Source organism: Bisbaumannia salifodinae, from assembly GCF_055388505.1.
The window spans coordinates 3,200,355-3,226,725 of the sequence record NZ_AP043781.1; the positions used below are offsets into that span (position 1 = coordinate 3,200,355).

General features: G+C 68.8%; 26 protein-coding genes. 6 read left to right on the forward strand and 20 right to left on the reverse strand.

The window, feature by feature from the left end; genetic code table 11:
* Window positions 1-52 precede the first annotated feature (52 nt).
* Window positions 53-934, reverse strand: coding sequence for a DMT family transporter (locus tag ACZ5EF_RS14955; protein ID WP_346061819.1), 882 nt, complete (start codon window positions 932-934; stop codon window positions 53-55).
* A gap of 25 nt (window positions 935-959) precedes the next feature.
* Window positions 960-1,229, reverse strand: coding sequence for an Rdx family protein (locus ACZ5EF_RS14960; protein ID WP_346061818.1), 270 nt, complete (start codon window positions 1,227-1,229; stop codon window positions 960-962).
* Between the two features lie 251 nt (window positions 1,230-1,480).
* Here ACZ5EF_RS14960 and ACZ5EF_RS14965 point away from each other — a divergent pair, with 251 nt between their 5' ends.
* Together ACZ5EF_RS14965 and ACZ5EF_RS14970 are read left to right on the forward strand one after the other, a co-directional pair.
* Entirely contained in the window at window positions 1,481-1,912 is a 432-nt protein-coding gene (locus tag ACZ5EF_RS14965) for a PAS domain S-box protein (RefSeq protein WP_346061817.1), read from the forward strand.
* A gap of 140 nt (window positions 1,913-2,052) precedes the next feature.
* A complete protein-coding gene (locus ACZ5EF_RS14970; protein WP_346061816.1) occupies window positions 2,053-2,259 on the forward strand; it encodes a PA3496 family putative envelope integrity protein in 207 nt (68 codons plus the stop codon).
* Window positions 2,260-2,333: 74 nt separating this feature from the next.
* On the opposite strand, the gene ACZ5EF_RS14975 is transcribed toward ACZ5EF_RS14970, so the two are convergent.
* The 10 genes from ACZ5EF_RS14975 to ACZ5EF_RS15020 all read right to left on the reverse strand — a co-directional run bounded on the left by ACZ5EF_RS14975 (window position 2,334) and on the right by ACZ5EF_RS15020 (window position 14,229).
* Window positions 2,334-4,091 (reverse strand): complex I subunit 5 family protein, encoded by a 1,758-nt coding sequence (locus ACZ5EF_RS14975; protein WP_346061815.1) that lies wholly within the window; start codon window positions 4,089-4,091, stop codon window positions 2,334-2,336.
* Entirely contained in the window at window positions 4,088-5,572 is a 1,485-nt protein-coding gene (locus tag ACZ5EF_RS14980; RefSeq protein WP_346061814.1) for a complex I subunit 5 family protein, read from the reverse strand. Before ACZ5EF_RS14980 ends, ACZ5EF_RS14975 begins: the two co-directional genes overlap by 4 nt.
* A gap of 85 nt (window positions 5,573-5,657) precedes the next feature.
* Window positions 5,658-6,917, reverse strand: a complete 1,260-nt coding sequence (locus ACZ5EF_RS14985; protein ID WP_346061813.1) for a complex I subunit 5 family protein — start codon at window positions 6,915-6,917, stop codon at window positions 5,658-5,660.
* Complete coding sequence (locus tag ACZ5EF_RS14990) at window positions 6,914-7,138, reverse strand: hypothetical protein (protein WP_346061812.1); 225 nt, start codon at window positions 7,136-7,138, stop codon at window positions 6,914-6,916. The genes ACZ5EF_RS14985 and ACZ5EF_RS14990 overlap by 4 nt, the downstream gene beginning before the upstream one ends.
* A 246-nt stretch (window positions 7,139-7,384) precedes the next feature.
* Window positions 7,385-8,017 carry a DUF938 domain-containing protein gene (locus ACZ5EF_RS14995; protein WP_346061811.1) on the reverse strand — a complete coding sequence of 211 codons (633 nt, stop codon included), beginning with the start codon at window positions 8,015-8,017 and terminating at the stop codon, window positions 7,385-7,387.
* Between the two features lie 33 nt (window positions 8,018-8,050).
* On the reverse strand, window positions 8,051-9,253 hold the full coding sequence (trpB, locus tag ACZ5EF_RS15000; RefSeq protein WP_346061810.1) for a tryptophan synthase subunit beta: 1,203 nt from the start codon (window positions 9,251-9,253) through the stop codon (window positions 8,051-8,053).
* Window positions 9,254-9,347: 94 nt separating this feature from the next.
* The gene (locus ACZ5EF_RS15005) at window positions 9,348-10,019 is read right to left on the reverse strand and encodes an alpha/beta hydrolase (protein ID WP_346061809.1); all 672 of its coding nucleotides are present in this window, start codon (window positions 10,017-10,019) and stop codon (window positions 9,348-9,350) included.
* Window positions 10,020-10,252: 233 nt separating this feature from the next.
* The gene (locus ACZ5EF_RS15010) at window positions 10,253-12,022 is read right to left on the reverse strand and encodes an SLC13 family permease (protein ID WP_346061808.1); all 1,770 of its coding nucleotides are present in this window, start codon (window positions 12,020-12,022) and stop codon (window positions 10,253-10,255) included.
* Window positions 12,023-12,204: 182 nt separating this feature from the next.
* On the reverse strand, window positions 12,205-12,411 hold the full coding sequence (locus ACZ5EF_RS15015) for a cold-shock protein (protein WP_010629501.1): 207 nt from the start codon (window positions 12,409-12,411) through the stop codon (window positions 12,205-12,207).
* A gap of 210 nt (window positions 12,412-12,621) precedes the next feature.
* Window positions 12,622-14,229 (reverse strand): L,D-transpeptidase family protein, encoded by a 1,608-nt coding sequence (locus ACZ5EF_RS15020; protein ID WP_346061807.1) that lies wholly within the window; start codon window positions 14,227-14,229, stop codon window positions 12,622-12,624.
* Between the two features lie 135 nt (window positions 14,230-14,364).
* Between ACZ5EF_RS15020 and ACZ5EF_RS15025 the strand changes: the two genes are divergently transcribed.
* Together ACZ5EF_RS15025 and ACZ5EF_RS15030 are read left to right on the forward strand one after the other, a co-directional pair.
* Window positions 14,365-15,189 (forward strand): murein L,D-transpeptidase catalytic domain family protein, encoded by an 825-nt coding sequence (locus ACZ5EF_RS15025; RefSeq protein ID WP_346061806.1) that lies wholly within the window; start codon window positions 14,365-14,367, stop codon window positions 15,187-15,189.
* A 3-nt stretch (window positions 15,190-15,192) separates the two neighbouring features.
* Window positions 15,193-15,558 carry a DUF6164 family protein gene (locus ACZ5EF_RS15030; RefSeq protein ID WP_346061805.1) on the forward strand — a complete coding sequence of 122 codons (366 nt, stop codon included), beginning with the start codon at window positions 15,193-15,195 and terminating at the stop codon, window positions 15,556-15,558.
* 25 nt (window positions 15,559-15,583) lie between these two features.
* On the opposite strand, the gene ACZ5EF_RS15035 is transcribed toward ACZ5EF_RS15030, so the two are convergent.
* Window positions 15,584-16,021 carry a YtoQ family protein gene (locus ACZ5EF_RS15035; protein WP_346061804.1) on the reverse strand — a complete coding sequence of 146 codons (438 nt, stop codon included), beginning with the start codon at window positions 16,019-16,021 and terminating at the stop codon, window positions 15,584-15,586.
* 175 nt (window positions 16,022-16,196) lie between these two features.
* Between ACZ5EF_RS15035 and ACZ5EF_RS15040 the strand changes: the two genes are divergently transcribed.
* Window positions 16,197-17,435, forward strand: a complete 1,239-nt coding sequence (locus ACZ5EF_RS15040) for a DUF3422 domain-containing protein (protein ID WP_346061803.1) — start codon at window positions 16,197-16,199, stop codon at window positions 17,433-17,435.
* Window positions 17,436-17,538: 103 nt separating this feature from the next.
* Here the strand turns inward: ACZ5EF_RS15040 and ACZ5EF_RS15045 are convergent, their stop codons facing one another.
* The 4 genes from ACZ5EF_RS15045 to ACZ5EF_RS15060 form a co-directional block, all read right to left on the reverse strand.
* A complete protein-coding gene (locus tag ACZ5EF_RS15045) occupies window positions 17,539-18,402 on the reverse strand; it encodes a DUF6999 family protein (RefSeq protein WP_346061802.1) in 864 nt (287 codons plus the stop codon).
* A gap of 68 nt (window positions 18,403-18,470) precedes the next feature.
* Window positions 18,471-19,157: a hypothetical protein gene (locus tag ACZ5EF_RS15050; protein WP_346061801.1), complete on the reverse strand. Its 687-nt coding sequence runs from the start codon at window positions 19,155-19,157 to the stop codon at window positions 18,471-18,473.
* A gap of 38 nt (window positions 19,158-19,195) precedes the next feature.
* Window positions 19,196-20,293, reverse strand: a complete 1,098-nt coding sequence (locus ACZ5EF_RS15055) for a beta-ketoacyl-ACP synthase III (protein ID WP_346061800.1) — start codon at window positions 20,291-20,293, stop codon at window positions 19,196-19,198.
* Entirely contained in the window at window positions 20,290-20,856 is a 567-nt protein-coding gene (locus ACZ5EF_RS15060; RefSeq protein ID WP_346061799.1) for a diguanylate cyclase, read from the reverse strand. Before ACZ5EF_RS15060 ends, ACZ5EF_RS15055 begins: the two co-directional genes overlap by 4 nt.
* Window positions 20,857-21,105: 249 nt before the next feature.
* Between ACZ5EF_RS15060 and ACZ5EF_RS15065 the strand changes: the two genes are divergently transcribed.
* Complete coding sequence (locus ACZ5EF_RS15065) at window positions 21,106-23,259, forward strand: TonB-dependent receptor (RefSeq protein ID WP_346061798.1); 2,154 nt, start codon at window positions 21,106-21,108, stop codon at window positions 23,257-23,259.
* 69 nt (window positions 23,260-23,328) lie between these two features.
* Here the strand turns inward: ACZ5EF_RS15065 and ACZ5EF_RS15070 are convergent, their stop codons facing one another.
* Genes ACZ5EF_RS15070 through ACZ5EF_RS15080 form a run of 3 tightly spaced genes read right to left on the reverse strand, consistent with a single transcriptional unit; the run spans window position 23,329 to window position 26,332 of the window.
* Window positions 23,329-24,360, reverse strand: a complete 1,032-nt coding sequence (locus ACZ5EF_RS15070) for a FecCD family ABC transporter permease (RefSeq protein WP_346061797.1) — start codon at window positions 24,358-24,360, stop codon at window positions 23,329-23,331.
* Complete coding sequence (locus ACZ5EF_RS15075) at window positions 24,357-25,361, reverse strand: FecCD family ABC transporter permease (RefSeq protein WP_346061796.1); 1,005 nt, start codon at window positions 25,359-25,361, stop codon at window positions 24,357-24,359. Before ACZ5EF_RS15075 ends, ACZ5EF_RS15070 begins: the two co-directional genes overlap by 4 nt.
* Window positions 25,355-26,332, reverse strand: a complete 978-nt coding sequence (locus tag ACZ5EF_RS15080; protein ID WP_346061795.1) for an ABC transporter substrate-binding protein — start codon at window positions 26,330-26,332, stop codon at window positions 25,355-25,357. Before ACZ5EF_RS15080 ends, ACZ5EF_RS15075 begins: the two co-directional genes overlap by 7 nt.
* Between the last annotated feature and the right edge of the window lie 39 nt (window positions 26,333-26,371).

Consider the following 26,371-nt stretch of genomic DNA (forward strand, 5'->3'; position numbering starts at 1 on the left):
GTTTCAGATTGAAACAGCCAACGCCGATCACGCCTCTATTGCTGGCGGTACCTCACTCCTGCCGCGGCGCCTTCTGCCACTGCTGCAGTCCCAGGCCGGCGAGGATCAGCACCAGCCCCGCCAGGGTGGAGGGCAGGATGGGCTCGCCGACGATGAAGTAGAGCAGCAGCAGCGACACCGGCGGCGAGAGGAAGATCAGCAGCGATACCTTGGCGGTGCGCGACACCTTGCGCACCGCCAGCTGCCAGAGCACGAAGGCGATGCCCATCTCGAAGAGCCCCACATAGACGCCGGCGGCCAGGCCCACGCCGCTGAAGCCGGCGAAGCCGGGCCCCCACCACAGGATCAGGGTCAGCACCGGCAGCGCCACGCTGAAGTTCTGCCACTGGGCCACCAGGGCGGGACGGCCATCCCGGGCATTGAGCAGCCAGTAGAGGGCCCACAGCAGGGTCGAGGCCAGCGCTAGCCCCACCCCCCAGGCGTCGGCGAAATCGACCCGCAGGACGGCGCCCCGGGTGGCGATCACCCAGACTCCGGCGTAGGCGATCAGTCCCGCCAACAGGTCGGTGCGGGTCAGCCGCTGGCCGAGGATCGGCACCGCCAGGAAGGCCATGGTCAGCGCCCAGGTGTAGTTGAGGGCCATGGCCTCCTGGCCGGGCAGGCGGTCGTAGGCGGCGAACAGCACCAGGTAGTAGGCCACCGGGTTCATCAGCCCGGCCCAGGCGGCGGTACGCCAACCGTGGCGAATCGATGATCGCCAGAGGCCCTGGCGCAGCATCAGGGCCCCCAGCACCAGCCAGGAGACCCCCACCGCCAGCCAGATCAGCTCCAGCGGCGACATCTCGCCGAGCGCCACCTTGAAGGCGGTGGCCACCGTGGACCAGAGGGCCACCGCCCCGAGGCCAAAGAGCATGGCCTGACGATCCTGTGTCATAAGGGTCTCCTTCCCTGCGGATGCATCAGCGGTCGATATGGCCCAGGTCGCGGTCGGGGTCGAGGCGATCGCGCACCCGCCGCTTGAGCTCCTTGCTGTCGGGGAAGCCGCCGTCCCGCTTGCGCTCCCAGAGCGAGGCGTCGTCGTAGAAGATCTCGAAATAGCCGCCGTGGGAGGGCACCAGGGCCACCTCCTCCAGGGCCTCGCCGAAGGTGGAAAGCAGCTCCTGGGCCAGCCAGGCGCTGCGCAGCAGCCACTGACATTGCGTACAATAGTGAATTCTAATTCGTGCCATCTCGAGTCCTCCCGCTATGCGAGCGGGCATCATAGCAGCCCCGCCGGGGGCGAGCCCATGGCACGCCAGCGGAGATCCCCATGGCAGAGTTCGGCCAGCCACGCCTCGATGAGTGGCTCACCGGCGACTCCCCGAGATGGCGTCAGGCACCGGCCGGAGCGTCGGCGTTGCAAAGCGTGATTCGCCTGGCCATGATACCCAGACACCGGCCGACCCGGTGATTCATGGGTCCCCATAAGGAAGCTCCCCGGATGAAACGACCGCACATGATCAGCCCGGAACTGCTGGAACGCATCGTGGATGCCTCGGAGGACGGCATCGTGGTGGCCGAGCAGGAAGGTGACGAGACCATCCTGATCTACGTCAACCAGGGCTTCGAGCGCCTCACCGGCTACAGCGCCGACGAGATCCTCTACCAGGATTGCCGCTTCCTGCAGAACGATGACCGGGACCAGCCCGCCCTGGACAAGATCCGCCAGGCGCTGGCCGACGGCCACCCCTGCCGCGAGGTACTGCGCAACTACCGCAAGGACGGCACCCTGTTCTGGAACGAGCTGTCGATTACCCCCGTCTACGACGAGGACGACCAGCTCACCTACTATATTGGCGTGCAGAAGAACGTGACCGAGCGAGTCGAGGCGCAGCAGGAGCTGGAGCGGCTCAAGGCGGAACTCGGGAAATAAGTCCTACCTAAAGTTATCACTCCCCTCTTGCCCTCCCGGGCCAGTTGACGCTATAAGGCGAGTCAGGCGCCCAAGGAGGCGTTGGAACCGTCCGGCTCCGCTCCGGGCGCTATGGCCACCGGGTCATGGGAGGGCATCGCATGAGCCAAGAGTACCGAGTCGACGACTCCCTCGCCGACGAGCAAGATTTCCTCGACGCCGTTAACGACGATAACTTCGGACGCAGCCCGCGCAGCAGCCGCGCTGACACCCTGCGCGCCCGCCGCCGGGTGGAGAGCCTGCTGGAGGAGCGTCGCCTGCGCCGCGCCATCGAGGATGACTGGCTCTACGACGAGGAAGAGGAGTAAAACGCCGCATCGCCTGCCTCGGCCGGGCCCTTGTCCCTCCGAGGCAGCCGCCTGACACCCCCGCCGCCCAGCCACTACCCCAGCGGTAACGTCACCGGCAGCCCCCAGATCAGCAGCGCCCCCATCCCCAGGATCAGCGGCAACAGCAGCCAGCGCAGCAGGGTCTCGACCCGCTCCAGGCCATCCAGCCCCGCCATCAGGCGTCCGCTCCAGGTGCGCCGCGCCTCGTGCCAACGCTCGTTGTGCCGATGCAGCGCCTCGACGCCGCGCCTCAGGTCAAGCATCCACCGGCACAGCGGGTGCCGTGCCAGCCACCACAGATCCCCCGGGCGCCAGGTCGCCACCGCCGCCTCCACGGCGGGGTGCCGCCCCAGCAGTTGCTGAATGGCCACCGCCATCAGGATCCCCCCCAGCACCACCGGCCACAGCAGCCCCCAGAGTTCGCCCCAGGGCGGCAGGCGAATCGCCTCGGGCAGCACCAGCCAGACCGGCAGCAGGGCCGCCGCCGCAAGGCACCCCAGCCAGCCGGCCAGCATGGCCCGGGAGGCCGGCTCGGCGCCCTCGTCCACCGCCCGGCACCACTCATGATAGAGACACCAGAGGGTGCGCCCCATCAGCACCGTGGTGCCCACCGCCGCCCAGCTCAGCGCCAGGGCCAGCCCCCGCCAGTCCCCCTCATGGAGCCCGGCCTTGATCATCCACTTGCTGGGCAGGCCGCTGGCCAGGGCACCGACCAGGGCCCAGGCCGGCAGGGCCAGCCCCGCCCCGACCAGCCAGAAGGGCAGTCGCGGCGGGCGCTGGGCGATGCCCACGCCGAGGAAGAGGGCCCCCTTGTTGAGACCATGGTGGGCGGCGAAGAGCAGCAGCGCCGGCAGCAAGGCCGGCCACAGCCGGGGATCCTGCAGTGCCGCCCCGGTCAATGCCGCCAACATGCCCAGCTGACTCATCGTGGAATAGGCCAGCACCGCCTTGGCCTGGCTCATGAAGAGCCCATAGAGGGCCGCCAGGAAGGCCCCGAGGAGCCCCAGGGTCACCATCAGGCTCCCCGGCAGCGGCAGGGCGACCAATCCCAGGGGCAGGGTCTGCCACCAGCCCCACACCCCGGCCTTGACCACCACCCCGCTGAGCACCGCACTGGCCGGGGTGGGCGCCACCGGATGGGCCAGCGGCAGCCACAGATGCAGCCCCAGCACCCCCGCCTTGACGCCGAAGCCCAGCCACAGCAGCAGTACCACGGCGTTGCCCCCCTGCTCGGCGATCCCCTGGCGCAACGCCGTCAGGGTCAGGGCACCGCTCTCCCCCGCCGCCCACAGCAGACCGGCCAGGATCATGCCTTCCCCCACCAGGGCCAGCAGCAGATAGGCCCAGGCCCCCCGGCGGGCCTCCTCATCGCCCTGATGCAGCACCAGGCCATAGGCGGCGAAGGTCATCAGGGCGAAACCGAGATAGAAGCTGGGGATATCCTCGGCCACCAGCAGCAGCAGGTTACCGGCCAGGGTCAGGCTCCAGAGCCGGGCGAAGCGCCCCCGATGGGGATCCTCGGGGGCCAGATAGCCCCAGGCATAGCCCCCCGCCAGGGCCCATAGCAGGGCGCCGAAGGCCAGCAGCGGGCGGCGTGTCTCATCCAGCAGCCAGTGCCCACCCAGCAGCCAGGCCTCCAGGCTCAACTCCATGGCCGGGGCCCACAGCGCCAGGGCCAATGCCGGCAGGGGGCCGCTCAGCCAGGCCAGGGTCGCCAGACGCCGCTCGAACAGCCCCGGCAGGCTCGCCAATAGCAGCGGCCAGGCCACCGCAACGGCCAGGCCCCAGGGCATCAACATCGACAGGCTCATGGGAAGTACTCCCCGCCGGCCACCCGGCCCGCCCAGTCCAGGGGACTATAGGGCAGCCCCGCCAGGGCCCCCGCCAGCAGGCTGAACAGCCCCATGGCCAGGGCCGGCCCCCATAGCCAGGCATGGGTCTCGAAGCGCCCCAGGTGTCGCGCCTGGGGCCAGGCGGGATCCGCGGCGACCTTGAACCAGAGCCGATACAGGGGCGGCAGAAAGTAGGCGGCATTGAGCAGGCTGCTGGCCACCAGCACCGTGATCACCCAGGGTGAGCCGGCGGCCACCGCCCCCATCCCCAGGTACCACTTGCTGATAAAGCCCGCCAGGGGTGGCAGGCCGATCATGCCCAGGGCCCCCAGGGTGAAGGCCAAGCTGGTCAGGGGCATGCGCCGCCCTACCCCGTCCAGCTCGTCGATGCGGTGGATACCCAGCTCCTCGGCATAGTTGCCGGCGCAGAAGAACAGCGTCACCTTCATCAGCCCCTGATGCAGCAGGTGGGCCAGGCCGGCGAGGGTGCCCAGGGGACCGAACAGGCTCACCCCCAGCACGATATAGGCGACCTGACTCACCGTGGAGAAGGCCAGGCGGCGCTTGAGGTCGACCTGGGCCAGGGCGCGCAGGGAACCATAGAGGATGGTGAGCGAGGCGGCGACGGTCAGCCAGCCGAGCAGCCCCAGGGTGGCGCTGAAGGCGATGCCGTAGACGTCATGGACCAGACGCACGATGCCGAAGGCCCCCGCCTTGACCACCGCCACCGCGTGCAGCAGGGCGCTGACCGGCGCCGGTGCCACCATGGCCTGGGCCAGCCAGCCATGCAGGGGCACCAGGGCCGCCTTGACGCCGAGGCCCAGCATCAACAGCAGGAAGATGCCCCTCAGGGTGGTGTGGTGCCGCTCGTCCAGCTCGGCCAGGCGCAGCTCACCGAAGGTCAGCTCCCCGGCCAGGGCCTGTAGCCAGACCGCCCCCAGCAGCAGTACGAAGCCGGCGCTGACCATATAGCGCAGGTAGATACGCCCGGCGGCCAGCGCCGCCGGGGTACCACGATGCACCACCAGCGGGTAGGTGGCCAGGGTCAGCAGCTCGTAGAAGATCAGGAAGGTGAAGAGGTTGGCGGCCAGGGCAATGCCCAGGGTGCTGGCCACGCAGAGGCTGAAGAAGCCGAAGAAACGCCGCCGATTGGGCGAGTCCTCCAGGTAGGCCACCGCATAGAGGGTGGTAAAGAGCCATAACAGGGAGGAGAGGCCGGCGAACAGGATCCCCAGGGGATCCGCCACCAGATGGACGCTGAAGCCCTCCATCACCGGCAGGTGAAAGCGGTACTCCATCCCCTGGGCCAGCCCCCGCACCATCCAGGCCACCAGGGCCAGCTTGATCAGCGCCGCCCCCAGGTTGATGGTGGTACGTGCTCGACGGGCGCGCTCCGGCAGCAGGAAGATCACGGGGGCCGCCAGCAGCGAGGTGGCCAGGGTCAGTAGCAGGAGGGTCATGGCAGGCCTCCCCCGTCGACCCAGGGCAGCGGGAAGATCAACGGCGCGACCAGCAGCGAGGTGGCCAGGGTCGGCAGCAGCAGGGTCATGGCAGGCCTCCCCCGTCGACCCAGAGCAGCGGGAGGCCCGCGACCAGCCCCAGGAAGAGCGCCGCCAGGGCCAGCCCCAGGGGCACGATATCCAGATGGGTCGGCACCCGCCGGCAGGGCGGCGCCTCGGCTCGGGAGGTAAAGCAGTAGGCGAAGACCCGGAACACATAGGCGGCACTCAGCAGGCTCCCCAGTCCCAGCAGCAGCAGCCACTGCCACTGGCCGGAGGCCAGGGCCGACTCCAGCAGCAGCCACTTGGCGACGAAGGCGCCGCTGGGCGGCAGGCCCATGATGCTCACCCCCGCCACGCCGAAGACCAGCAGCGACAGGGGCAGCCGCTGCCCCACCCCGGCGAGCCCCTCCAGGTCACCGCGGTCCATGGCCAGCACCAGGTTGCCGGCGGCCATGAACATCGCCGCCTTGGCCAGGGCATGGGTCACGAAGAGCAGCCAGGTAGCCTGCCAGGCCAGTTGGCGGGCGCCCTCCTCGGCGGCGGCCATCAGTGGCAAGAGCAGCAGCAGATAGCCCATCTGGGAGACGGTGGAGAAGGCCACCACCTTCTTGAGGCTGGTCTGGCGCCAGGCCAGCAGCCCGCCCCAGAGCACCGCCGCGGCCCCCAACCAGCCCAGCAATTGCAGGCTGGGAGCGGCCTCGGGGCCCAGTAGCCACCATAGCTTGATCAGCAGGAAGAGGCTGGCCTTGATGATCAGTGCCGAATGCAAGGCGCTGACCGGGGCCCAGGCCGCGGCATGGGCCGGAGGCAGCCAGGTATGCAGCGGGAAGACCCCGGCCTTGACCAGCAGGCCGGTGCTCAGCCCCGCCAGGGCCAGCCAGCGCCACTGGGGATCGCCGACGGAGGCCCGGTCCAGCAGGGCGAAGTCGAGATGGCCATAGTGGCGATAGAGCAGCAGCGCCGAGGTCAGGATCAGCGCCGAACCGCTGAGGCTGGCCAGCAGGTAGTAGAGGCTCGCCCGCCGCGATGCCGGCGTGCCGGGCAACCACATCAGGGCGACCGCGCAGAGTCCCAAGCCTTCCAGGGCCAGGTAGAGGGTGAGCAGGTCCGAGACCAGCCAGATCAGCGTCAGGAAGCCCCACACCGCCGCCAACAACGGCCACAGCCAGTGGCTACGGCCGGCGGGCACCCCTTGCTCGCGCAGGTGGCCCCGGGCATGCCAGGCCACCCCCGCCACCAGCAGGCTGGTCAGCAGGATCAGTAGCCCGGCGAGGCCCTCGCTGGGCCAGGCGGCGGGGCTCAAGGTCGATGCCGATTCATGGCCTGTTCGAGGAGCGCCTCGGTCTCGTTACCGGGGCCCCGACGGAGCAGATCCATGGCCTCATGGTAGAGGCACAGCCGCGTCTTGCAGGAGGCGCAGAAGACCGCATCGTCGGGATTCTTGACCTTGGAGACGCGCACGCGGTGACTTCCGCACTGGGGGCAGGCGACGGGCAGGCGAAAATCCTCCGAAAGATCACTCATCTAGCGTCCTCCTTGTGGCTACCCTGGGAGCCTGTCGGACTTAACACTGATCTACTGCGAATCCCGGGCTTCCGGCCAAATTTATCGATCCATTTCGTTAAATAGCTCGCTATTCGCCTCAATCGATCGATAAATTTGACTCGAAATCCGTAACTCTCGTGACGATCGGCTAAGCCCGATAGGCTCCTACCAGTCTTTGAGGTAAGTGCCAGAACTTCAAGGGACGCTACCAACGCAAGGCGAGGCTCAGGGGCGCTGGAACACCAGGCTCAGGTTATTGGCAGGCATCTCGACGACCCGGCTCAGCATAAGGCCATGACGCTGCGCCTCGGCCTCGACCGCCGCCAGGTCGCGGATGCCCCAGGCGGGATCGCGGCGACGCAGGTCGGCATCGAAGGCGGCATTGCTGGGCGCGGTATGGGCGCCGTCCCGCTTGAAAGGGCCGTAGACGAAGCATACGCCCTCGGCCGGCAGCCGTTCGCCGGCCTCGGCGAGTAGCGCCTGGCCGGCGGCCCAGGGGGAGATATGCAGCATATTGATGCATACCAGGGCCGCGAAGTCGGCTACCGGCCAGGGGCGGCGGGTCACGTCCAGGGCGATCGGCGCCAGCAGGTTGTCGGGCCCCTCGGCGTCACGCCAGGCGGCGATGGAGGCCCGTGCCCGGGGACTCGGGTCCGAGGGTTGCCACTCGAGGCCGGGCAGCGCCCTGGCGAAGTGCAGGGCATGCTCGCCGCTGCCGCTGGCCAGTTCCAGGACCCGCCCCCGGCCCGGCAGGACGTCACGCAGCACCGCGAGGATCGGCGCGGCATTGCGCGCCGCGGCGGGGCTGATCAAACGGGCCTGTTCGCCGGGGCCCAGGTCGGGATCGAGACTATCCATGGGGCCTCCTAGCAGTCTGTCGGGCTTCGCCGATCATAGTCCCAGCTTCTCGGCCACATAGTCGGCATCCTTGTCGCCGCGGCCGGAGAGGTTGATCAGGATATGTTGATCCCTGGGCAGGGTCGGCGCCACGCGCATCGCCCAGGCCACCGCATGGGCGCTCTCCAGGGCGGGGATGATCCCCTCCACCCGCGACAACGTCAGGAAGGCCTCCAGGCACTCCGCGTCGCTGGCACTCTGGTAATCGACCCGCCCCACCTGCTTGAGGTAGCTGTGCTGGGGCCCCACCCCGGGGTAGTCGAGGCCCGAGGCGATGGAGTGCACCGGCAGCGGGTTACCCGCCTCGTCCTCCAGCACATAGCAGCGCATGCCGTGGATCTCGCCGGGCTTGCCGAGGGTCAGGGTGGCGGAGTGGCGCGGGGTGTCGAGGCCTTCGCCGGCGGGTTCCACCCCCACCAGATGCACCGCCTCGTCCTCGAGGAAGGCGGTGAACATGCCGATGGCATTCGACCCGCCGCCGACGCAGGCGGTGACATGGTCGGGCAGCCTGCCGTGACGCTCGAGGAACTGGGCACGGGCCTCGCGGCCGATGATCGACTGGAAGTCGCGCACCATCTTGGGGAAGGGGTGGGGGCCCACCACCGAGCCGATGGCGTAGAGGTAGTTCTGGGGATCCTCGAGGTACTCCTCGAAGGCGCTGTCCACCGCATCCTTGAGGGTCGCCGTGCCGCGAGTCACCGTCACCAGCTTGCAGCCGAGGATCTTCATCTTGGTGACGTTGGGGTGTTCCTTCTCGATATCCACCTGGCCCATATGGATCTCGCAGGGGATGCCTACCAGGGCGCAGGCGGTGGCCAGGGCCACGCCGTGCTGGCCGGCACCGGTCTCGGCGATCACCTTGGTCTTGCCCATGAACTTGGCCAGCAGCGCCTCGCCCAGGCAGTGATTGATCTTGTGGGCGCCGGTGTGATTGAGATCCTCCCGCTTGAGGTGGATCTGGGCCCCGCCCAGGGTCTCGGAGAGGCGCCGGGCGTGGAAGATCGGGCTGGGCCGCCCCACATAATCGGCGAAGAGGCCGGCCAGCTCCTCTTGGAAGTCCTCGCGGACGCGGATCTCCTCGTAGGCGGCATCGATCTCGTCCATCACCTGCTTGAGGTGAGGCGGCACCAGCTGGCCGCCGAAGTCGCCGAAGAAGCCCCGGGCATCGGGCATGTCGTGGGTCAGGGAAGAAGCCATGGAGCCATCCTGCTGAGAGAACAAGGGATTGCCCTTAATCTGCCCTAGCGACGGCGCCGCGTCGAGCCCACCTTCGGCGCACTGCCGCCTTGGCTCAGGCCGCGGCGAGGCGCTGCCCCAGCCAGGGGCCGATATCCGCCACCTGCTGGGGGCACAGGGAGTGCGGCATGGGGTAGCTGCGGTAGCCGACCGCATAGCCCATGGCCTCGAGGCGCTCGGCGCCGGCGCGGCCCAGGGCCTCCGGCACCACCGGGTCCTGGGTGCCGTGGTGCACCTCGATGACCAGGTCGCGGTTGGCATCGGCAGGCACGATGCTATCGGCGGTGGCGAAGTAGGTGGAGAGCGCCAGCAAGCCCCCCAGGGGCTTGGGATAGGTGAGCGCCGCCTGATAGGCCACGGCGCCGCCCTGGGAGAAGCCGGCCAGGATGATGCGACGGCTATCGATGCCCGCGGCGATCTGATCGTCGATCAGCCCCTGCACCCGGGCCGCGGAGGCCAACAGCTGGGCCTCGTCGACGCGGCGATCCAGACTCATCTCCAGGATGTCGTACCAGGCCGGCATCACCATGCCACCGTTGATGGTCACCGGCAGCCGCGGCGCATGGGGCAGGATAAAACGCACCGCCCGCTCCGCCGGCAGCTGCAGCGCCGGCACCAGGGGCTCGAAGTCATGGCCATCGGCGCCCAGGCCGTGGAGGATGATCACGCAGCTGTCGGCGGGACCGCCGTCGCGGGGTTCGATAATCAGTTCACCGGGGTGGCTCATGGTCGGGCTCTCGCAGGGTCGAAATCACTGGCCGCTACCCTACCCCAAGCGCCGGCGACTGGCCATGGTCCTCGCAGCATCGAGGCTCGGGGCTATCCTGGGGGCAGGCCGTCGCGGGGAGCTGTAAACCCCTCCCTGGGCGCTACTTTTGCCGTCCATGGCAAAAAAACCCCGCTCCAACCTGCCCCCAGCGCCCCCTCAGCAATGCCCCAGCTTATCGCCTTGCAACTGGGTTAAAACGGCCAGATCAGCGGCGTCAGGGTCAGCACCACCAGGGCGGTCAGCAGGTTGAGCAGGCCGCCGACGCGCAGGAAGTCGCCGAAGCGGTAGCCGCCGGGGCCGTGGACCATCAGGTTGGTCTGGTAGCCGATGGGGGTCAGGAAGCTGGCCGAGGCGGCGAACATCACCACCACCACGAAGGGAATCGGGTTGACGCCCAGGCTCTCGGCGCTGGCCATGACGATGGGGAAGGTGATCACCGCGGCGGCATTGTTGGTGACCAGCTCGGTCAACAGCGCCACCAGCAGATAGGCCCCCACCAGCAGCAGCCAGGGGTTGCCATCGGCCAGGCCCAGTCCCGCCCCGGCGAGGCTGGCCGCGGCACCGGTGGTCTCGAGGGCGGCGCCCAGGCCGAAGGAGGCGGCGATGGTCAGCAGCACCTGGGTATCCAGGCCGCGACGGGCGGCACCGATGGAGCAGCAGCCGCTGAGCACCGCCAGGGCCGCCCCCAGCATGGCCGCATTGAGCATGCTCATCACGCCGCTGGCGGCCAGGACCACCACCCCGGCGAGGATGCTCCAGGCCAGCCAGGCCTTCTCGTGGATGGGCCGAGCCGCGCCATTGACCTGGCTGATCAGCAGGAAGTCCCGGGACTGGCGATGGCGCTCGATAAAGGGCGGGCGGGCCTCCAGCAGCAACACATCGGCGGGCTGCAGGCGGATCTGCCCCAGGTTGCCGGCGACCCGCTCGCCGTTGCGGCACACCGCCAGCACGGCGGCGCCATAGAGGGTACGGAAGTGGCCATCGCGGATGCGCTGACCGATAAACTGGCACTGGTTGGAGACCACCGCCTCCACCAGGCGGCGCTCCTTGAAATCCTTCTGCAGGCTCGACTGCCCCTGATGGGAGGGCATCAGGCCGCGAATCTGCTGTAGCTCTACGGCGCCGGCGGAGGTGCCGGCGAAGATCAGCCGATCATTGCCCTTGAGCTTCTCGCCGGGGCCCACCACGCTGACCACGTTGCCCTCCCGCTCGATCTCCACCAGGAAGAGCTCCTGCAGATGGCGCAGCCCCGCCTCCTCCACCGTCTTGTCGACCAGGGGGCCGGCGGGATCCACCGCCATCTCGATGGTGAACTCGCGGGGGTTCTCGAAGGCCTCGGCGGCGCCGCGTCGGGCCGGTAAGAGATGCCGCCCCACCAGCAGCAGATAGGCCAGGCCGACGATGGCCACCGGCACGCCCAGCCAGGCGATATCGAAGAGCCCCAGCGCCAGCTCCGGGTAGCGGTCGGCCAGCAGGCCATTGACCACCAGGTTGGTGCTGGTGCCCATCAGGGAGATGGTGCCGCCGAGGATGGAGGCGAAGCTGAGCGGCATCAGCAGGCGGTTGGCGGGAATATTGAGGCGCCGACTCCAGCTGATCACCGCGGGGATATAGGTGGCCACCACCGGGGTGTTATTGAGGAAACCGCTCATCGCCGCCACCGGCAGCAGCAGCCGCCCCTGGGCCCGGGCCTCGCTGCGCGGCCGTCCCAGCACGTAGCGGATGATCAGGTCGATGCCGCCGGTCTCGCGGATGCTGGCCACCAGGATATAGAGGAAGGCCACGGTGAACAGGGCACTGCTGGAGAAGCCGGCCAGGGCCTGATCGGGGTCGATGACGCCCAGGGTCAGCAAGAGGATGACCGCCCCCAGGAGAATGATATCGGGGCCGATACGGCTCAGGGCCATCAGGGGGAAAACGGCGCCGACGACGGCCAGCGCGATCCAGGCATCCAGGGACATGGGCGATCCAATAGAACCAGCAAAGGGCCCATTGTGACGGCCGCCCGCTATAGCGAAAAGTTATTTCTAGAAATTTATCTATTCGATAAAGAGATAAAAAGCCGAATCGCGCCCACGAAAAAGGCCCGCCTAGGCGGGCCTCTTTTCGACCGCCGAAGCGGTCACATCGAGGAGATCAGCGCTTAGCCGATGACCTTGATGTTGGAAGCCTGGAGGCCTTTCTTGCCCTGGGTGACGTCGAAGGAAACCTTCTGACCGTCTTGCAGAGTCTTGAAGCCGTCGGCCTGGATCTCGGAGAAGTGAGCGAACAGGTCGTCGCCGTTATCGTCCGGAGAGATGAAGCCGAAGCCTTTGGTGTCATTGAACCACTTAACGGTACCAGTTGCCATTATCGAATTCCTCGAAGTAGCAGATGTTTAACCGGGAATTACCCGAGACGAGTGGGTAAAACAAGGAGAAGTACACCAGGCTACCGAAACGCATGAAACGACTTTCGATGACAACTGACGCTATTCGACTTGCTAACCAACTGGACGCAGGATGCGCTTTCGGGCCTTCCGAGTCAAACAGTTTTTTCACTCGCCCCGATGATTTTCGCCTCAGCCCCGGGCCAGGGCCGCCGCCAGGGGCGCATCCCGGCCGTAGGGGTCGCCGTGGAAGATCACCTCGCCGTCCAGGTCGGGGAAGGCCGTCCAGTAGTAGAGGTAGAGGGGCACCGGCCGCGCCAGGTGCAGGGGCTGGCTCTGGCCTGTGGCCAGGCGGGCGCCCAGATCGGCGCGGGTGCCGGTATCGACCAGCAGCTCCTCCACCAATCGCCTCACCCCCTCGACCCGGATGCAGCCGGAGCTCAGCGTCCGCTGTTCATGGCCGAACAGCCCCCGGGCCGGGGTGTCATGCAGATAGACCGCATGGCCATTGGGAAAGCGCAGCACCATCTGGCCCAGGGGGTTGGCGGGACCGGGGGCCTGGCGCAGCATCACCGCCCCGGGGCGTTCCCAGTCCACGTCCAGGGGATCGAGGCGGCTGCCGTCCGGCGCCAGCACGCTGAACTGCCCTTCCAGGACCAGGGGATCCCGGCGCAACTGGGGCAGCTTGTCCTCGCGGAAGATGGTCGGCGGCACCGTCCAGCTGGGGTGCAGATCGAAGCGGGTCAGCCGCGAGGCCAGTAGCGGCGTGGCCCGCCCCGGCTGGCCGACGATCACCCGGGTGCGCCAGGCCTCCCCGTTGGGACGCCGGTAGTCCAGGGTCTGCCCCGCCACATTGACCAGCACATGGGCATCGGCCAGGGTCGGTAACAGCCAGCGGGCCCGCTCCAGGTTGAGGCGCAACTGCTCGAGGCGTCGACTCACCGGCACGTTGAGGGCCTCCCGGGTCCGCGGCCCCACCACGCCATCGGCATTCAATCCATGACGGCGCTGGAAGCGCCGCACCGCCGCCATCAGGGTATCGTCGTAATGCAGGGATTCGAACTCGGCGGGACGGGCGCGGGCGGCCAGCTCGCCATAGACCCCCGCTTCGGGCACCAGCACGCCCAGCTCTCCCGCCGCCGCCAGGCGCTCGCGCAGGCGGCGTACCTCCTCGTGGCGCTCGCCGGGGCGCAGCGGCTGGGCCCTGGGCGGCAGGCTTGCCCAGCCCCCCAGGGCCTCGAGGCGCCGGTGCTCGGCCAGGGCCTGGCGCAGTTGGCCATAGGCCGGATGCCGAGGCCGCGCCAGCGCCAGCGCCTCCTCGACCCGCCCCGCCGCCAGGGCATCGGCGATCCGCGGCCAGGGCAGAGTCACCTCGGCCAGGGGAATCTCCCACTGGGGATCGAGGCGCCGCGGATCGACCCGGCCCCGGGCCAGGTCCTCCAGGGCCTCGACCAGGGCGCGACTGGCCTCCCGCGCCAACCGCTCGCGGGCCGCGGCGTCCTCCGCCGGCAGGGCCTCGAAGGCCTGCCGCCAGGTGCCGGCCCGGTAATGGGCCGGCGTCAGGCCATCCTCGGCCAACGACGCCAGGGCGCTATCGAGCCGGGCCAGTGCCGATTCCTCGCGCCATAGCGGCTGCCCGTTCAGGGCCTCGTGGAGGGGGGCCAGGGCGGGATCCCGGGGCTCGGCGCCATCGACGGAAACGGCATCGGTGGTCACAGGCCGGCTCTCCTGGGCCATCAGCGGCATCGCCAGGCCCACGATCAACAGGGCGGCCAGCAGCCCGGCCGTCGGACCACTCAAGCGGCCGAGTCGAGGGGGCGTGGAATACCACCGGTTGGTGAATGCTCGCTTTGTGGTCATACTTAGGCCCGTCCGTTGGGAATCGGCTCGAGTGTATCGCCCGGCGGCCCGGACCGAAACGCAGGAGCCCTACCAATGACGCTAGATGCGCCATCTTCTTCGCTTGGCCGCTCGCTGGGGCGGCTGACCTGTCTGCTACTCCCGATGGCCCTGGCCACCCCCACCCTGGCCGGTGCGCCGAGTGAGTCCTTACCCATGGCGTCCGCGGAGCGCCTTAGCGATACCCTCAAGCGCCTGGCTCCCGGGGCCGACGCCCGGGTGCTGGAGCGCGCCGCCCAGGCCTGGAACTGCGCCCGCCCCGATGCCGAGCGCCTGGCGGTGATCGACTTCGCGCGCTCCGCCAATGAGCCACGCTTGTGGGTCTTCGACCTGGCCGAGGAGCGGCTGCTGTTCGAGGAGCTGGTCTCCCACGGTCGCGGGACCGGCGACGAGCAGGCACGCTGGTTCTCCAACACGCCGGAGAGCCACCAGTCGAGCCTGGGGCTGTTTCGCACCCTCAACAGCTATGACGGCAGCAACGGCTATTCGTTGCGCCTGGAGGGGCTGGAGCCGGGGGTCAATGACCTGGCCTATGAACGCGCCATCGTGATCCACGGCGCCGACTATGTCAGCGAGGAATTTATCGCCGCCAATGGCCGCCTGGGACGCAGCTTCGGCTGCCCGGCGGTACGCCAGGAGGTGGCCTACCCGCTGATCGATAGCATCAAGGAGGGCCAGTACCTGTTCGCCCACTACCCGGACGACGACTGGGTGGACGGCTCCGACTTCCTGGCCTGCACCCCTTCGCTGCGCCTGGCCCGGCAGATCGACGTGGGCGGCATCTCGCTGGCCACGGCCTATACCGCACAGGGCGACTCGGCGAGCGACGCAGACTGGCTGGCCTCGCGGCATCGGGAGTAAGTCATGGCGGTACTGCGGTTCAAGCTGCGGGGCGTCCCGGAAGACGAGGCCGACGAGGTGCGCGAGCGCCTCGCGACCCACGATTTCGATACCTACGAGACCCAGGAGGGGTTCTGGCGGCTGGGCGAGCCGGCCATCTGGCTGCGCGACCCCGAGCAGTTCACCGCGGCCCGCCGGGTGATCGACGCCTACCAGGCCGAGCGCGCCGAACTGCTGCACCGGGAGCGGGAGGCCCAGCGGGCCCGGGGCGAGGCGGACACCCTGGGGCGCCGCCTCGCCCGCCGGCCGCTGCCCTTGCTGCTGTTGCTGGCCGGCGCCGGGGCCATCCTGGCGCTTAGCCTGCTGCCCTTCCTGGGGCTGGGGCGCTAGGCGCCCGTCGCTAGCCCGGGTTGGCTTACTGGGTCACGTACTTGAGGATCTCCACCACCTGGTCAGTGCTGGTGCACCAACCCATGGCGGCGGCATCCACTTCCTTGAGGGGATGGACGATCTCTTCGCCGTGCAGGGTCACGTAGGGCTTGCCCAGGGCGGCACAGTAGCCGGCATCGAAGGCGGCGTTCCACTGCTTGTACTTGTCGCCGAAGCGCACCACCACCAGGTCGCTCATCTCGATCAGGGTCTTGGTGCGAATGGCGTTGATCTTGGACGACTTGTGATCGCGCCAGAAGCCCTCGCTGCGGGGCCCCAGATGATCGCCGGCGGCATCGCTGGCGTCGTGGTCGGTCACCGCCGAGGTGAAGGTGATATCCAGGCCCGCGGCGGCGGCGCCCCGCTCGATCTCCTCACGCCAGTCGGTATGAATCTCGCCGGACAGATAGACGGTAAAGCTCATGGGATTCTCCAGGTCACGGTGGTCGGGTCATTAATCGTACACAAAAGCTGTATACATTGCAGGCTGCGACAAGCCACCGCAGCCAGGGAGGCATTTCAGGGCCAGCGGGGCCTTGTTCCTCCCGGCGCCGCTGGCTAGCCTCGAAGGCTCCCTCTTCCCTGGACACCATAACACCATGCATCCCCAACGCCGTGCCCTGCACGATGAGCTCCACTCCCGCCCCTCCATCGACCTGCCCAGTTCGGCGCTGGTGCACCACTATGCCCTGCTGGACGAGGACGGCGAGATCGGCCATGCCCTGCTCGAACAGCTGGCCCGGGAACACGGCGTGCCCCCCGATCACCAGGCGGCCCAGAATATCCTCGAGCTCAACGGCATGACGCTGAAGTGGGAACGCCATACCGAGTTCCTGACCCTGACCCTCTACCGGCCGACCGCCCCCGGCGAGACCCACTGGCCCGCCCCGCCGGAGGTGCTGGAGCGGCTGCTCGCTCCCCATCGTGAGGCGATCATCAACGCCAGCCTGGTGCGGGTGGAGGCCCTGGCCCACTGGGCCGGCGCCCCCGCCGCCTATGGCTTCCGCGGCACCGCCGGCTCCCAGGTCGGCGGCGGCTCCGCCAGCGTGTGGAGCGACTTCCACCTCAGCGAGTGCGGCGTCAATCGCCTGCTGGTGATCAACGAGCAACTCAATGACTTCCGCCTGGGCCGCATGGTGCGCCGCCTGCTGGAGATCGAGACCTACCGCATGATGGCCTCCCTGGCGCTGCCGCTGGCCAAATCGCTGAGCGGCGAGCTCCAGGCCCAGGAGCAGGCCCTGACGGAGCTCACCCACCGCAACGCCCAGACACCGCGCAGCGATACCCGCCCGCTACTGGAGGAAGTCAGCGCCCTCTCGGCGCGCATCGCCCATACCTGCTCCCGGGCCCGCCAACGCTTCAGCGCCACCGAGGCCTATGCCAGCCTGGTGGCCGAGCGCATCGAGGAGCTGCGCGAGACCCGCATCGATGATCGCCAGCGCCTGGGCTATTTCATCCTGCGCCGCTTCCGTCCCACGGTGCGCTACTGCGCCGCCACCGACCAGCGTCTGGTCAGCCTGGAGCAGCGCCTGGCGCATCTCGGCGACCTGCTCCAGGCCCGCGCCCAGGTGGAGATGGAGGCCCAGAACTCGGCGATCCTGCAGAGCCTCAACGAGCGCACCAGCCGCCAACTGGCGATCCAGCGCGCCGTGGAGGGGCTCTCCTTTATCGTGCTGGGCTATTACATCCTCAGCCTCTACAAGCTGGGGGTGGAGAGCGTCAGCGCCGTGGTGCCCCATGACCCGCGCCTGGTGAGCCTGGTCCTGGCCCCGCTGGCCCTGGCGCTGCTGATCGGCGTGGCCCTGCATATCCGCCGGGTCAGAAAGCACTCCAAGTAGCCTCAGGCAACGTCGGGCTGGGGCGATTCCTGCGAACGGCGCAGCCGCTCCAGCCGCGGGTAAGAAGGCACGGTGATGCCATCCTGCGTCAGGAAGCGCTGGCTCAGCGAGTGATGCCTTCCCGGCGCAGCCCCTCCAGCCGCGCATAGAGGTACTCGGTGAAGAAGCCGTGCATCAAGAAGCGCTGGCTCAGGTTCCAGGGCCCCACCAGGTAGAGGGGATGCTTGTTGTAGGCCAGCTCGGCGAGCTGGGGCTCGTCGATCAGCGCGCCGATGCGCAGGGCGATGGACTGGTCCAGGTTGAAGCCGTTGATGGCATCGCGGTACTCCTCCCGGGTCAGCAGCAGGCAGAACAGGCACATAAAGAGCGCATGGGCGCTCTCGAAGTCGAGCACCTGGGTGCGCCGCGAGCGGATCTCGAACTCGAGGTCGTCCAAAGGACGCCAGTGTTGCCAACTGAGCGCCTGGCCCTCCCCCGCCGGGCTCTCCCCCACCTCGCCCCGACTCGCCCCCAGCGCCTCGACACTGCGAAACAGCGCCTGGTCGTGCTCGACGAAGCTCGCCTCGCGCATCTCGGCGATGCGCCGCGGATAGAGGGTCACCGGCGCCACCCGGTTGGGGGCGGTGTTGTCGATCAGGAAGTTGAGCAGGTTCGATTCGGTGGCGAAGTGGCGCAGGATCAGGCGGTTGGCCTGGGGACTGACGAAGTGGGTGCAGAACCAGCAGATCAACCGCTGCAGCAGGCCATGGGCGCGGAACTGCGGCAGCGGCAGGCGCTTGAGGAACCAGATCAAGTGCAGCAGCACCGCCAAGAGGCCCTGGAGGATAGGCCGCAGCCACCAGCGGGTGGGGTTGGCCAGGTCCTCCAGCCATAGCCGCCGCGCCTCGGGCTCGATGGGCAGGGCCTCGTCCTGGGCGATAGCGCGCAGATAGGGGCTAAGCGTTGGCTTCTCGTATCGCCTAGTCACAGGGCACCTCCTCCAGCGGCAGGGCATGGTGTAGCGGGCCACCAGGTGCCGATAGCTCGCGGGTCGACTTAGCCATAGGGCACCTCCTCCAGCTGCAGGGCATAGAGCCGCGCCACGACGCGGGCGGTCCTGAGGATGGCATCGCTGGCCTCGGGATCCCGGCAGACCCGGTCGATCAGGCCATAGAGGGTGGCCAGGTGATCGTCGTCGTGCTCGCCGTGGTAGCGCATAAAGCGGGTGTAACCGCCGTCGCCGCCGGTGGCCGCCTCGACCCGGGCCGCCCAGTCGCCGGCCATCTTCTGGCCCAGCCCCTCGATGATCCACATGGCGCCGACCAGGTCCACGGGGTTGGGCTGGCCGGCGCGATGCATCATAAAGGCGTGCAGCGCCTCGCTGCCGATATTCCTCGGCGCCGCCTGGATTTCCGTCAGGTCGCCGCCGGCGGCCACATAGTCCTGCTCCAGCAGCTCGTAGTCGCGGTGCTCGTCCCGGGCATGCTGGATCACCACCGAGCGCAGGTCGGCATGGTGGCGGTCGAAGCTCGAGGCGCAGCGGCTGATCCAGCGGGCGCCCTCGATCACCTGCTGGCGCAGGTTGAGCAGCAGGGTGCGGTACTCCGCCAGGCTCAGCTCGCCGCGGTCGAGGCGCTGGATCAGCGGCAGGCGCCCCAACTGGCGCTCGAAGTCGAACCAGACCCGCATCAGGCCCTGCAGGCAGGCCTGACCGGCGGCGGTGGTAATCAGGGTCTCTTGCATCGGGGTCTCCTCCATCGAGCTTCCTCCGGGTAAGGGGGTCAAGCATCCACCACGGTCAGCTGCATATAGGCGGTATTGAAGCGGCCGCTCTCCGGCACCATGCACAGGATCCGCTCCCCGGGCTGGGGCGCGCGGGTGCGCAGGAACTCGTCGAGCATGATGAATAGCGAGGCACAGCCGGTATTGCCGCGCTCGTAGAGGTTGGTATACCACTTCTCCTCCGGGATCATCGCCCCGGCCTGGGTCAGCATCTCGGCGATGCGCCCGCGGAAATGGTGGGAAGAGTAGTGGCAGAGCAGGTGATCGACCTCATCGACCGCCACCCGCCCCTCGTCGATCAGCCGCAGCAGGCCATCCACCCCCAGCTTGACGATATTGTCCAGCAGCCGCACGTCCTGGCGCAGCAGCAGGGCCCCGGCCGCCTCCGCCTCGGCGTAGGTGGCGAAGTCCTGCCAGGTGCGCCCATCGGGCGCCTGGCCCACGCTCATGCACAGCGGATAGGCATCGGCGTGGGAGTAGCCGCGGATCCAGTCGATGCGCAGGCAGCGCCCCCGGGGCGTGCCCTCCAGCAGCAGGGCCCCGGCGCCATCGGAGAGCATCCAGCGCAGGAACTCGGCATCGAAGTCGGGCTCGGCCCCCGCCGCCTCGAAGCGGCTCGCCTTGAACAGCCGCGAGGCCAGCTCGCTGGCCACCACCAGAGCGCGGCGATGCTCGCCGGCGGCCAGTGACAGGAAGGCGGTCTTCAGCGCCATCATGCTGCTGGAGCAGATGCCGTGGCTGGTATGCAGCTCCACGTCGCCGAGCCCCAGCGCCGCCTGCACCTGGCTGCCGAAGCCCGGCAGCACCAGGTCGCCCTGGCTGGTGGCCACGCTCAGCAGCCCCACATCGCGCCGGCCCAGCCCCGCCGCCGCCAGGCACCTCTCCCCCGCCCGGGCCGCCATCTCGGCATTGCCGATGGTGGTGCGGTGCTCGGCGTCGATGGCGTAGTGACGCCGCCGAATGCCGTTGGCCTTGAGGATGCGCGCCTTGAGGCGGCTGGGCTTGCCGTTGACCCGCCCCAGCACCTCCTCGATCCGCTCGTTATCCACGGCCGGCCCCGGCAGGTGGTGGCCGCTGCGGGTGACATAGACACTCATGATGACGTCCTCTGCTTGAGGGCATGGCGCAGGCAGCGCAGGTTTTCCTCCAGGTAGGGGAAGACACACAGCAGCACCATGAATCCGAGATAGAACGGCAGATACCCCTCGCCGCCATGGGGGCTGGCCAGGGGCTCCAGGCGCAACTGGCCCTGCCACTGCAGCTGGACCAGCTCGAGCACCACCGGCCAGTTGATGATCAGGATCATCGCCAGCATGTAGAACGGCAGCGTGGCCAGGTAGTTATGGGCATGCATCTCCCACAGGCTGATCTCGCGGCGCGGGGCCGCATAGTGCACGTCCCAGTGGGCCACCAGCTCATGCAGCACCCAGGCCACCAGGCAGATCAGCAGCACCAGCACATTCACCCGGAACAGCAGGCAGAGCAGGATGGGGATGCCCACCTGCAGGCCCATCAGCGAATGCATCAGCGACTCCTTGAGCCCCGAGGTGACCTCGATGCGCGTCGCCCGGTGGCAGCACCAGTCGACGAAGCCGGCGATGCCCCACAGGGGCAGGAAGAGATAGAGCAGCGCATTGATCAATAGCGACTGGGTATCCATGACGCCCCCGTGGTGATGACTTACGAAGAAGCGAACAACCGTTTTAAAAAACACCGTTCGAAAACTAGTCTAGCCAAGATTGCGGTGAGTGCAAGGAAAAATGCCATCCAGGCTCGCCCATTCAGCCAACAAGAAATAAGGAGCAATTGCAGATGCTTTTGATAAAAATTACTATTTACCGCCTTCGCGGCGTCACTCCCCGGCACCGACGAAGCCCACAATTCATGACAAGCAAGGGATCCCCATCCTATGACACTCCCCGCCAAGCGTCCGCTTGCCTGGCTGGTGCCCGCCCTGCTGGGCGGCCTGCTTCCCGCTCCCGTCCTGGCCCAGGCGGCCGACGACGCGGCCAACGCCGCGGCCCTCGAGGCCCTGGTGATTACCGCCACCCGTAACCAGCGCCAGGCCGACGACAGCTCCCAGCGCGTCACCGTGATCGACCGCGAGCAGATCGAGCGGCAACTGGCGATCAGCGACGACCCCGGCCAGGTACTCAGCCAGCTGATCCCCTCCTACTCGCCCAGCCGCCAGAAGCTCTCCAATGCCGGCGAGTCCTTCCGCGGCCGCTCGCCGCTGTTCCTGATCGATGGCGTGCCCCAGACCAACCCGCTGCGCGACAGCGCCCGAGACAGCTACACCATCGACCTGTCGATGGTCGAGCGTATCGAGGTGATCCACGGCGCCAGCGCCGAGCACGGCCTGGGGGCCACCGGCGGCATCATCAACTTCGTCACCCGCCGCGCCGAGGCCGGCGAGCTCAACCAGCATGTCGGCATCCAGCTGACCAGCGACGACGACTTCGAATCGGAGGGCCTCGGCCACAAGCTGGACTACCGCCTCAGCGGCCAGACTGCCGACTGGGACTACCTGGTGGCGGCCAGCCGCCAGCAGCGCGGGGTCTTCTACGACGGCAACGACGAGGTCGTCGGCATCGCCTACCCGGGGGAGTTGCAGGACTCCACCAGTTACGACCTCTTCGCCCGCCTCGGCTACTGGATCGACGACCACCAGAATCTGGAGGTCTCGGTCAATCACTTCGACCTGGAGGAAGGCGACGACTATGTGCCGGTAAGCGGCGACCGGGATGCCGGCATTCCCACCACCGCGCGCCCGGGCACCCCGGACGGCGATCCCGGCTTCAACGAGGTGACCACCGCCCGCCTGGCCTACGGGCATGATGACTGGTTCGGCAACCGCCTCGACGCCCAGCTCTACCACCAGCGCTTCCGCGCCCAGTTCGCCACCACCCCCTACTTTCCCTACCAGGAGGGTGGCGAGACCCGTTTCGATCAGACCCGCAACGCCTCCGACAAGCTGGGCGCCAAGTTCACCCTCTCCCGGGGCGGCCTGCTCGATGACCGCCTGACCCTGACCACCGGCCTCGACCTGCTCCAGGACGAGACCACCCAGACGCTGGTGCATACCGGGCGTACCTATGTGCCGGAGAGCCAGTTCCGTAACCTGGCGGCCTTCCTGCAGGGCGACCTGGCGGTCACCGAGCGCCTGACCCTGAACGCCGGGGTGCGCCACGAGTACGCCGAGCTTAACGTGGGCAATTTCAGCACTCTCGATCGCACCACGGATGATGGCGACCCCAAAGACGTGACCCAGGATCTGGTCGCCGTGGAGGGCGGCTCGCCCGACTTCAACGAGACCCTGTTCAACGCCGGTGCCACCTACCAGGCCAACGACTGGCTGCAGCTCTACGCCAACTATTCGGAGGGCTTCGGCATGCCCGACGTGGGCCGGGTATTGCGCGGCATCGATCAGCCCGGCCAGAACATCGACGACCTGCTGCAGCTGCAGCCCATCGTCACCGACAACCGCGAGATCGGCGCCCGCTTCGACTGGGAGAACTACGGCCTGGAGCTGAGCTACTACGAGTCGAATTCCGACTTCGGCGAGCGCCTCGCCTTCGACGGCGCCACCGGCAGCTGGGTCGGCAACCGCGAGAAGACCGAGATCCAGGGCGTCGAGGTGACCGGCGAGATGCGCCTGGGCGACGCCCATGAGCTGCGCCTGACCTATACCCATGCCGAGGGCGAGTCGGATACCGACGGCGACGGCAGCGTCGACACCGAGCTGACCGGCCTCAATATCGCCCCGGACACCCTGCGCCTGGCCTGGAGCGCCGACTGGAACGAGCGCCTCTCCTCCCACCTGCAGGTCAGCCACTACTTCGACCGCAGCGTCGAGGACCCCGAGCTCGAGTTCGACGGCTACGGCCTGGTGGACGCCTCCCTGGCCTATCGCCTGCCCCAGGGGCGCCTCTCCCTGGGCGTCGAGAACCTCACCGACGAGCAGTACATCACCTACTACTCCCAGGCCGGACGGGTCAGCGACGACTACTACTTCGCCGGCCGCGGCCGCACCCTCACCCTGGGCTACCAGTTGGACTTCTAGGCCCTCGTCTTGCTAGCTCGCTATTTGGCGGCGCCCTCGGGCGCCGCTTTTTTGTGACTTATTTAGGGCTTAGCGCCAGCGATAGAGCAGATAGACGAGAAAGGGCGCGCCGACGCCGGCGACGAAGATTCCCGCCGGCAGGTCCCGGGGCAGGAAGGCCAGCCGCCCCAGCAGGTCGGCGTAGAGCAGGATCAGGGCCCCGAGCAGGGCGCTGGCCGGCACCAGGCCGACATGCCCCGGCGCCACCAGGCGCCGGGCGAGGTGCGGGGCCAGCAGGCCGATAAAGGCGAGCCCGCCGGCGAAGGCCACCGCCGCCCCACTCAGGGCCACCGCCAGCAGCAGCAGCGCCAAGCGGCTGCCGCGCACCGCCGTGCCCAGCCCGATGGCCATCTCGTCGCCCAGCGCCAGGACGTCGAGGCGTTGCGCTAGCCCCAGCGCCAGGGGCAGGCCGATCAGCGCCCAGGGGGCGAGCCCCGCCACCTCCCGCCACTGGGCGGCATAGAGGCTGCCGGTCAGCCACACATAGGCCTGCATCGCCGTGGTATCGGGGCTCAGCACCAGCACCAGGGTGGTCGCCGCGCCCAGGGCGGCGCTGATGCCGATGCCGATCAACACCAGGCGGGCCGGGCCGAGGCCGCGCCCGGTCAGGGCGATGATGCCCAGCGCCACCAGGGTCGCCCCGCCCAAAGCCACCGCCGGCAACCAGGCCTCGCCCAGGGCGCCACCGCCCAGCGCCAGGAAACTCACCGCCGCCAGCGACGCCCCCCCGGTGATGCCGATCACGTCCGGCGAGGCCAGGGGATTGCGCACCAGGCCCTGCATCAGCAGGCCGGCGGTGCCCAGGCAGGCGCCCACCAGGATCGCCAGCAGCAGCCGCGGCAGGCGGATCTCGTGGACGATCAGGGCGATCTCGCTGCGCTCGGGGAACCACAGCGCCTGCCAGACCTGCGCCGAGGAGGTGGGCTGGCTGCCCAGGCAGAGCGCGAGCCAGGCGCTGGCGACCAGCGCCACGGCCAGCCCCAGGGTCGCCGCCAGGGTCCGGCGCTCCAGGCGCCAGGCTAGGCGGCCGCCGGCGACGCGTAACACGAGGGGCGCGGTCATGGGCTGAGACTCCGGCGACGGGCGAGAACCAGGAAGAAGGGGGTGCCGAGCAGGGCCGTCATCACCCCCACCGGCACCTCCTGGGGCGGCATCAAAAAGCGCGCCAGGGTATCGGCGACCAGCAGCAGGCCGGCCCCCAGCAGGGCACAGGCGGGCAGCACCCAGCGATGGTCGCGGCCGAACAGGGCGCGCGCCATATGCGGCACGATCAGCCCCACGAAGCCGATCATCCCGGCCACCGCCACCGAGCCCCCGGCCAGCACGATGACCACCGCCCCGGCCAGCAGCTTGACCCGGCCGGTGCGCTGGCCCAGCCCCTTGACCACCTCGTCGTCCAGCACCAGGAGGTTGAGCTGGCGCACCAGCCACAGGCAGAGCACGGCGGCGCCGAGGAAGAAGGGCAGCACCGGCGTCACCACCTCCAGGCCACGCCCCGCCACCGAGCCGGCCAGCCACAGCAGCAGGCTCTCGAAGCGCTCCTGGTCGATGATCAGCAGGCCCTGGGCCAGGGAAACGAAGAGCGCGGTGACCGCCACCCCGGCCAGCACCACCCGCAGCGGGGAGAGGCCGCCGCCCCGCTGGCGGCCCAGCAGGGCGACCAGCAGCGCCGCCACCAGGGCGCCGAGGAAGGCCACCCAGACCAGCGCCAGCGGCGAGCTCAGGGCGAAGAGGGTGCCGGCCACCACCACGAAGCACATGGCGCCGGCGTTGATGCCGAGCAGGCTCGGCGAGGCCAGGGCGTTGCGGGTCAGGGTCTGCATCAGGGCGCCGGCCACCGCTAGGCTGGCGCCGACCAGGGCGGCGATCAGTGCCCGGGGCAGGCGCTCGGTGAGCAGGATCAGCTGCGCCGTGGAGCCCGGATCCGGGGCCAGCCAGGCCTCGGCCAGGATGCCCGGGGCGAGCGCGGTGGCGCCCAGCAGCAGGCTGGCCAGGCCGGCGGCGAGCAACCCCAGGCCGCCCAGCAGCAGCCCCAGCAGCTTGGCGACGGGGGTGGTCAACATGACTCGCCCTCCCCGTCGTCGGCGAGACCATAGTGAGCATAGAGCTCGTCGAGCAGGCGGTTGGCCGCCAGGATGCCGGCGCCCATGTTCCAGATCACCGGATCGACCCGGTAGACCCGGTCCCGCTCCACCGCCTCGAGACTCCGCCACAAGGGATGGGCCGTCCAGTCGCGATGCAGGGCCAGCACCGCCGGATCGTCGCGCATAAAGACGAAGATGGCGTCGGCGTCCATGGCCGGCAGGCGCTCGCGGCTGACCAGCTTGACGCCCCAGCCGGGGCCGTCCTGGGCCGCGGGGCGCCGGAAGCCCAACTGCTCGAGGACCCGCCAGGCGAAGCCGTCGTAGTAGATCCGCACATGGTCGCCGCGGAAGCTGACCACCGAGGCGCTCTGCGGCCAGTCGTCCCCCAGGCTGGCCGCGGCCCGACAGCGGAAATCACTGACCCGGGCCCGCCAGGCCGCGAGCAGCTCCCGGGCCCTAGCCTCGCGGCCGGTGGCCTCCCCCAGCATCTCGAGCATCGCCTCGAAGTCGTAGGGGGTGTCGGCGATCAGGGTGGGGGCGATGCGCGATAGCAGCGGATAGGCCTGGGTATGGCGATAGCGGGCGCCGACGATCAGCTCCGGCGCCAGCCCCGCCACCGCCTCCAGGTCCGGCTGGGTCTCCAGCCCCAGGTAACGCACCTCCTCCGGCAGGGCGTCGCGCAGGTAACGGTACATGGGAGGCTCCAGCCAGGACTCCACCACCCCCACCGGCGTCAACCCCAGCGCCAGGGCGGTATCGGTGGCCCCCTGGTAGAGGCTGACGAGGCGCTCGGGGCGCCCCTCGATGCGGGCCTCGCCCAGGGCATGGGCGACGTGTCGCGCCTCACCGGTGCTCGCCGCTCCAGCGCTCGCAACGAGCGCCAGGCAGGCGCCCAGCAGTAGCTCCCCGAGGCGGGGGCGATACAGGCGGCAGTAACGGGAAAACCCCATGAGAATCATTCTCTGTTCGAAAATACGGCGCCCCGTTAT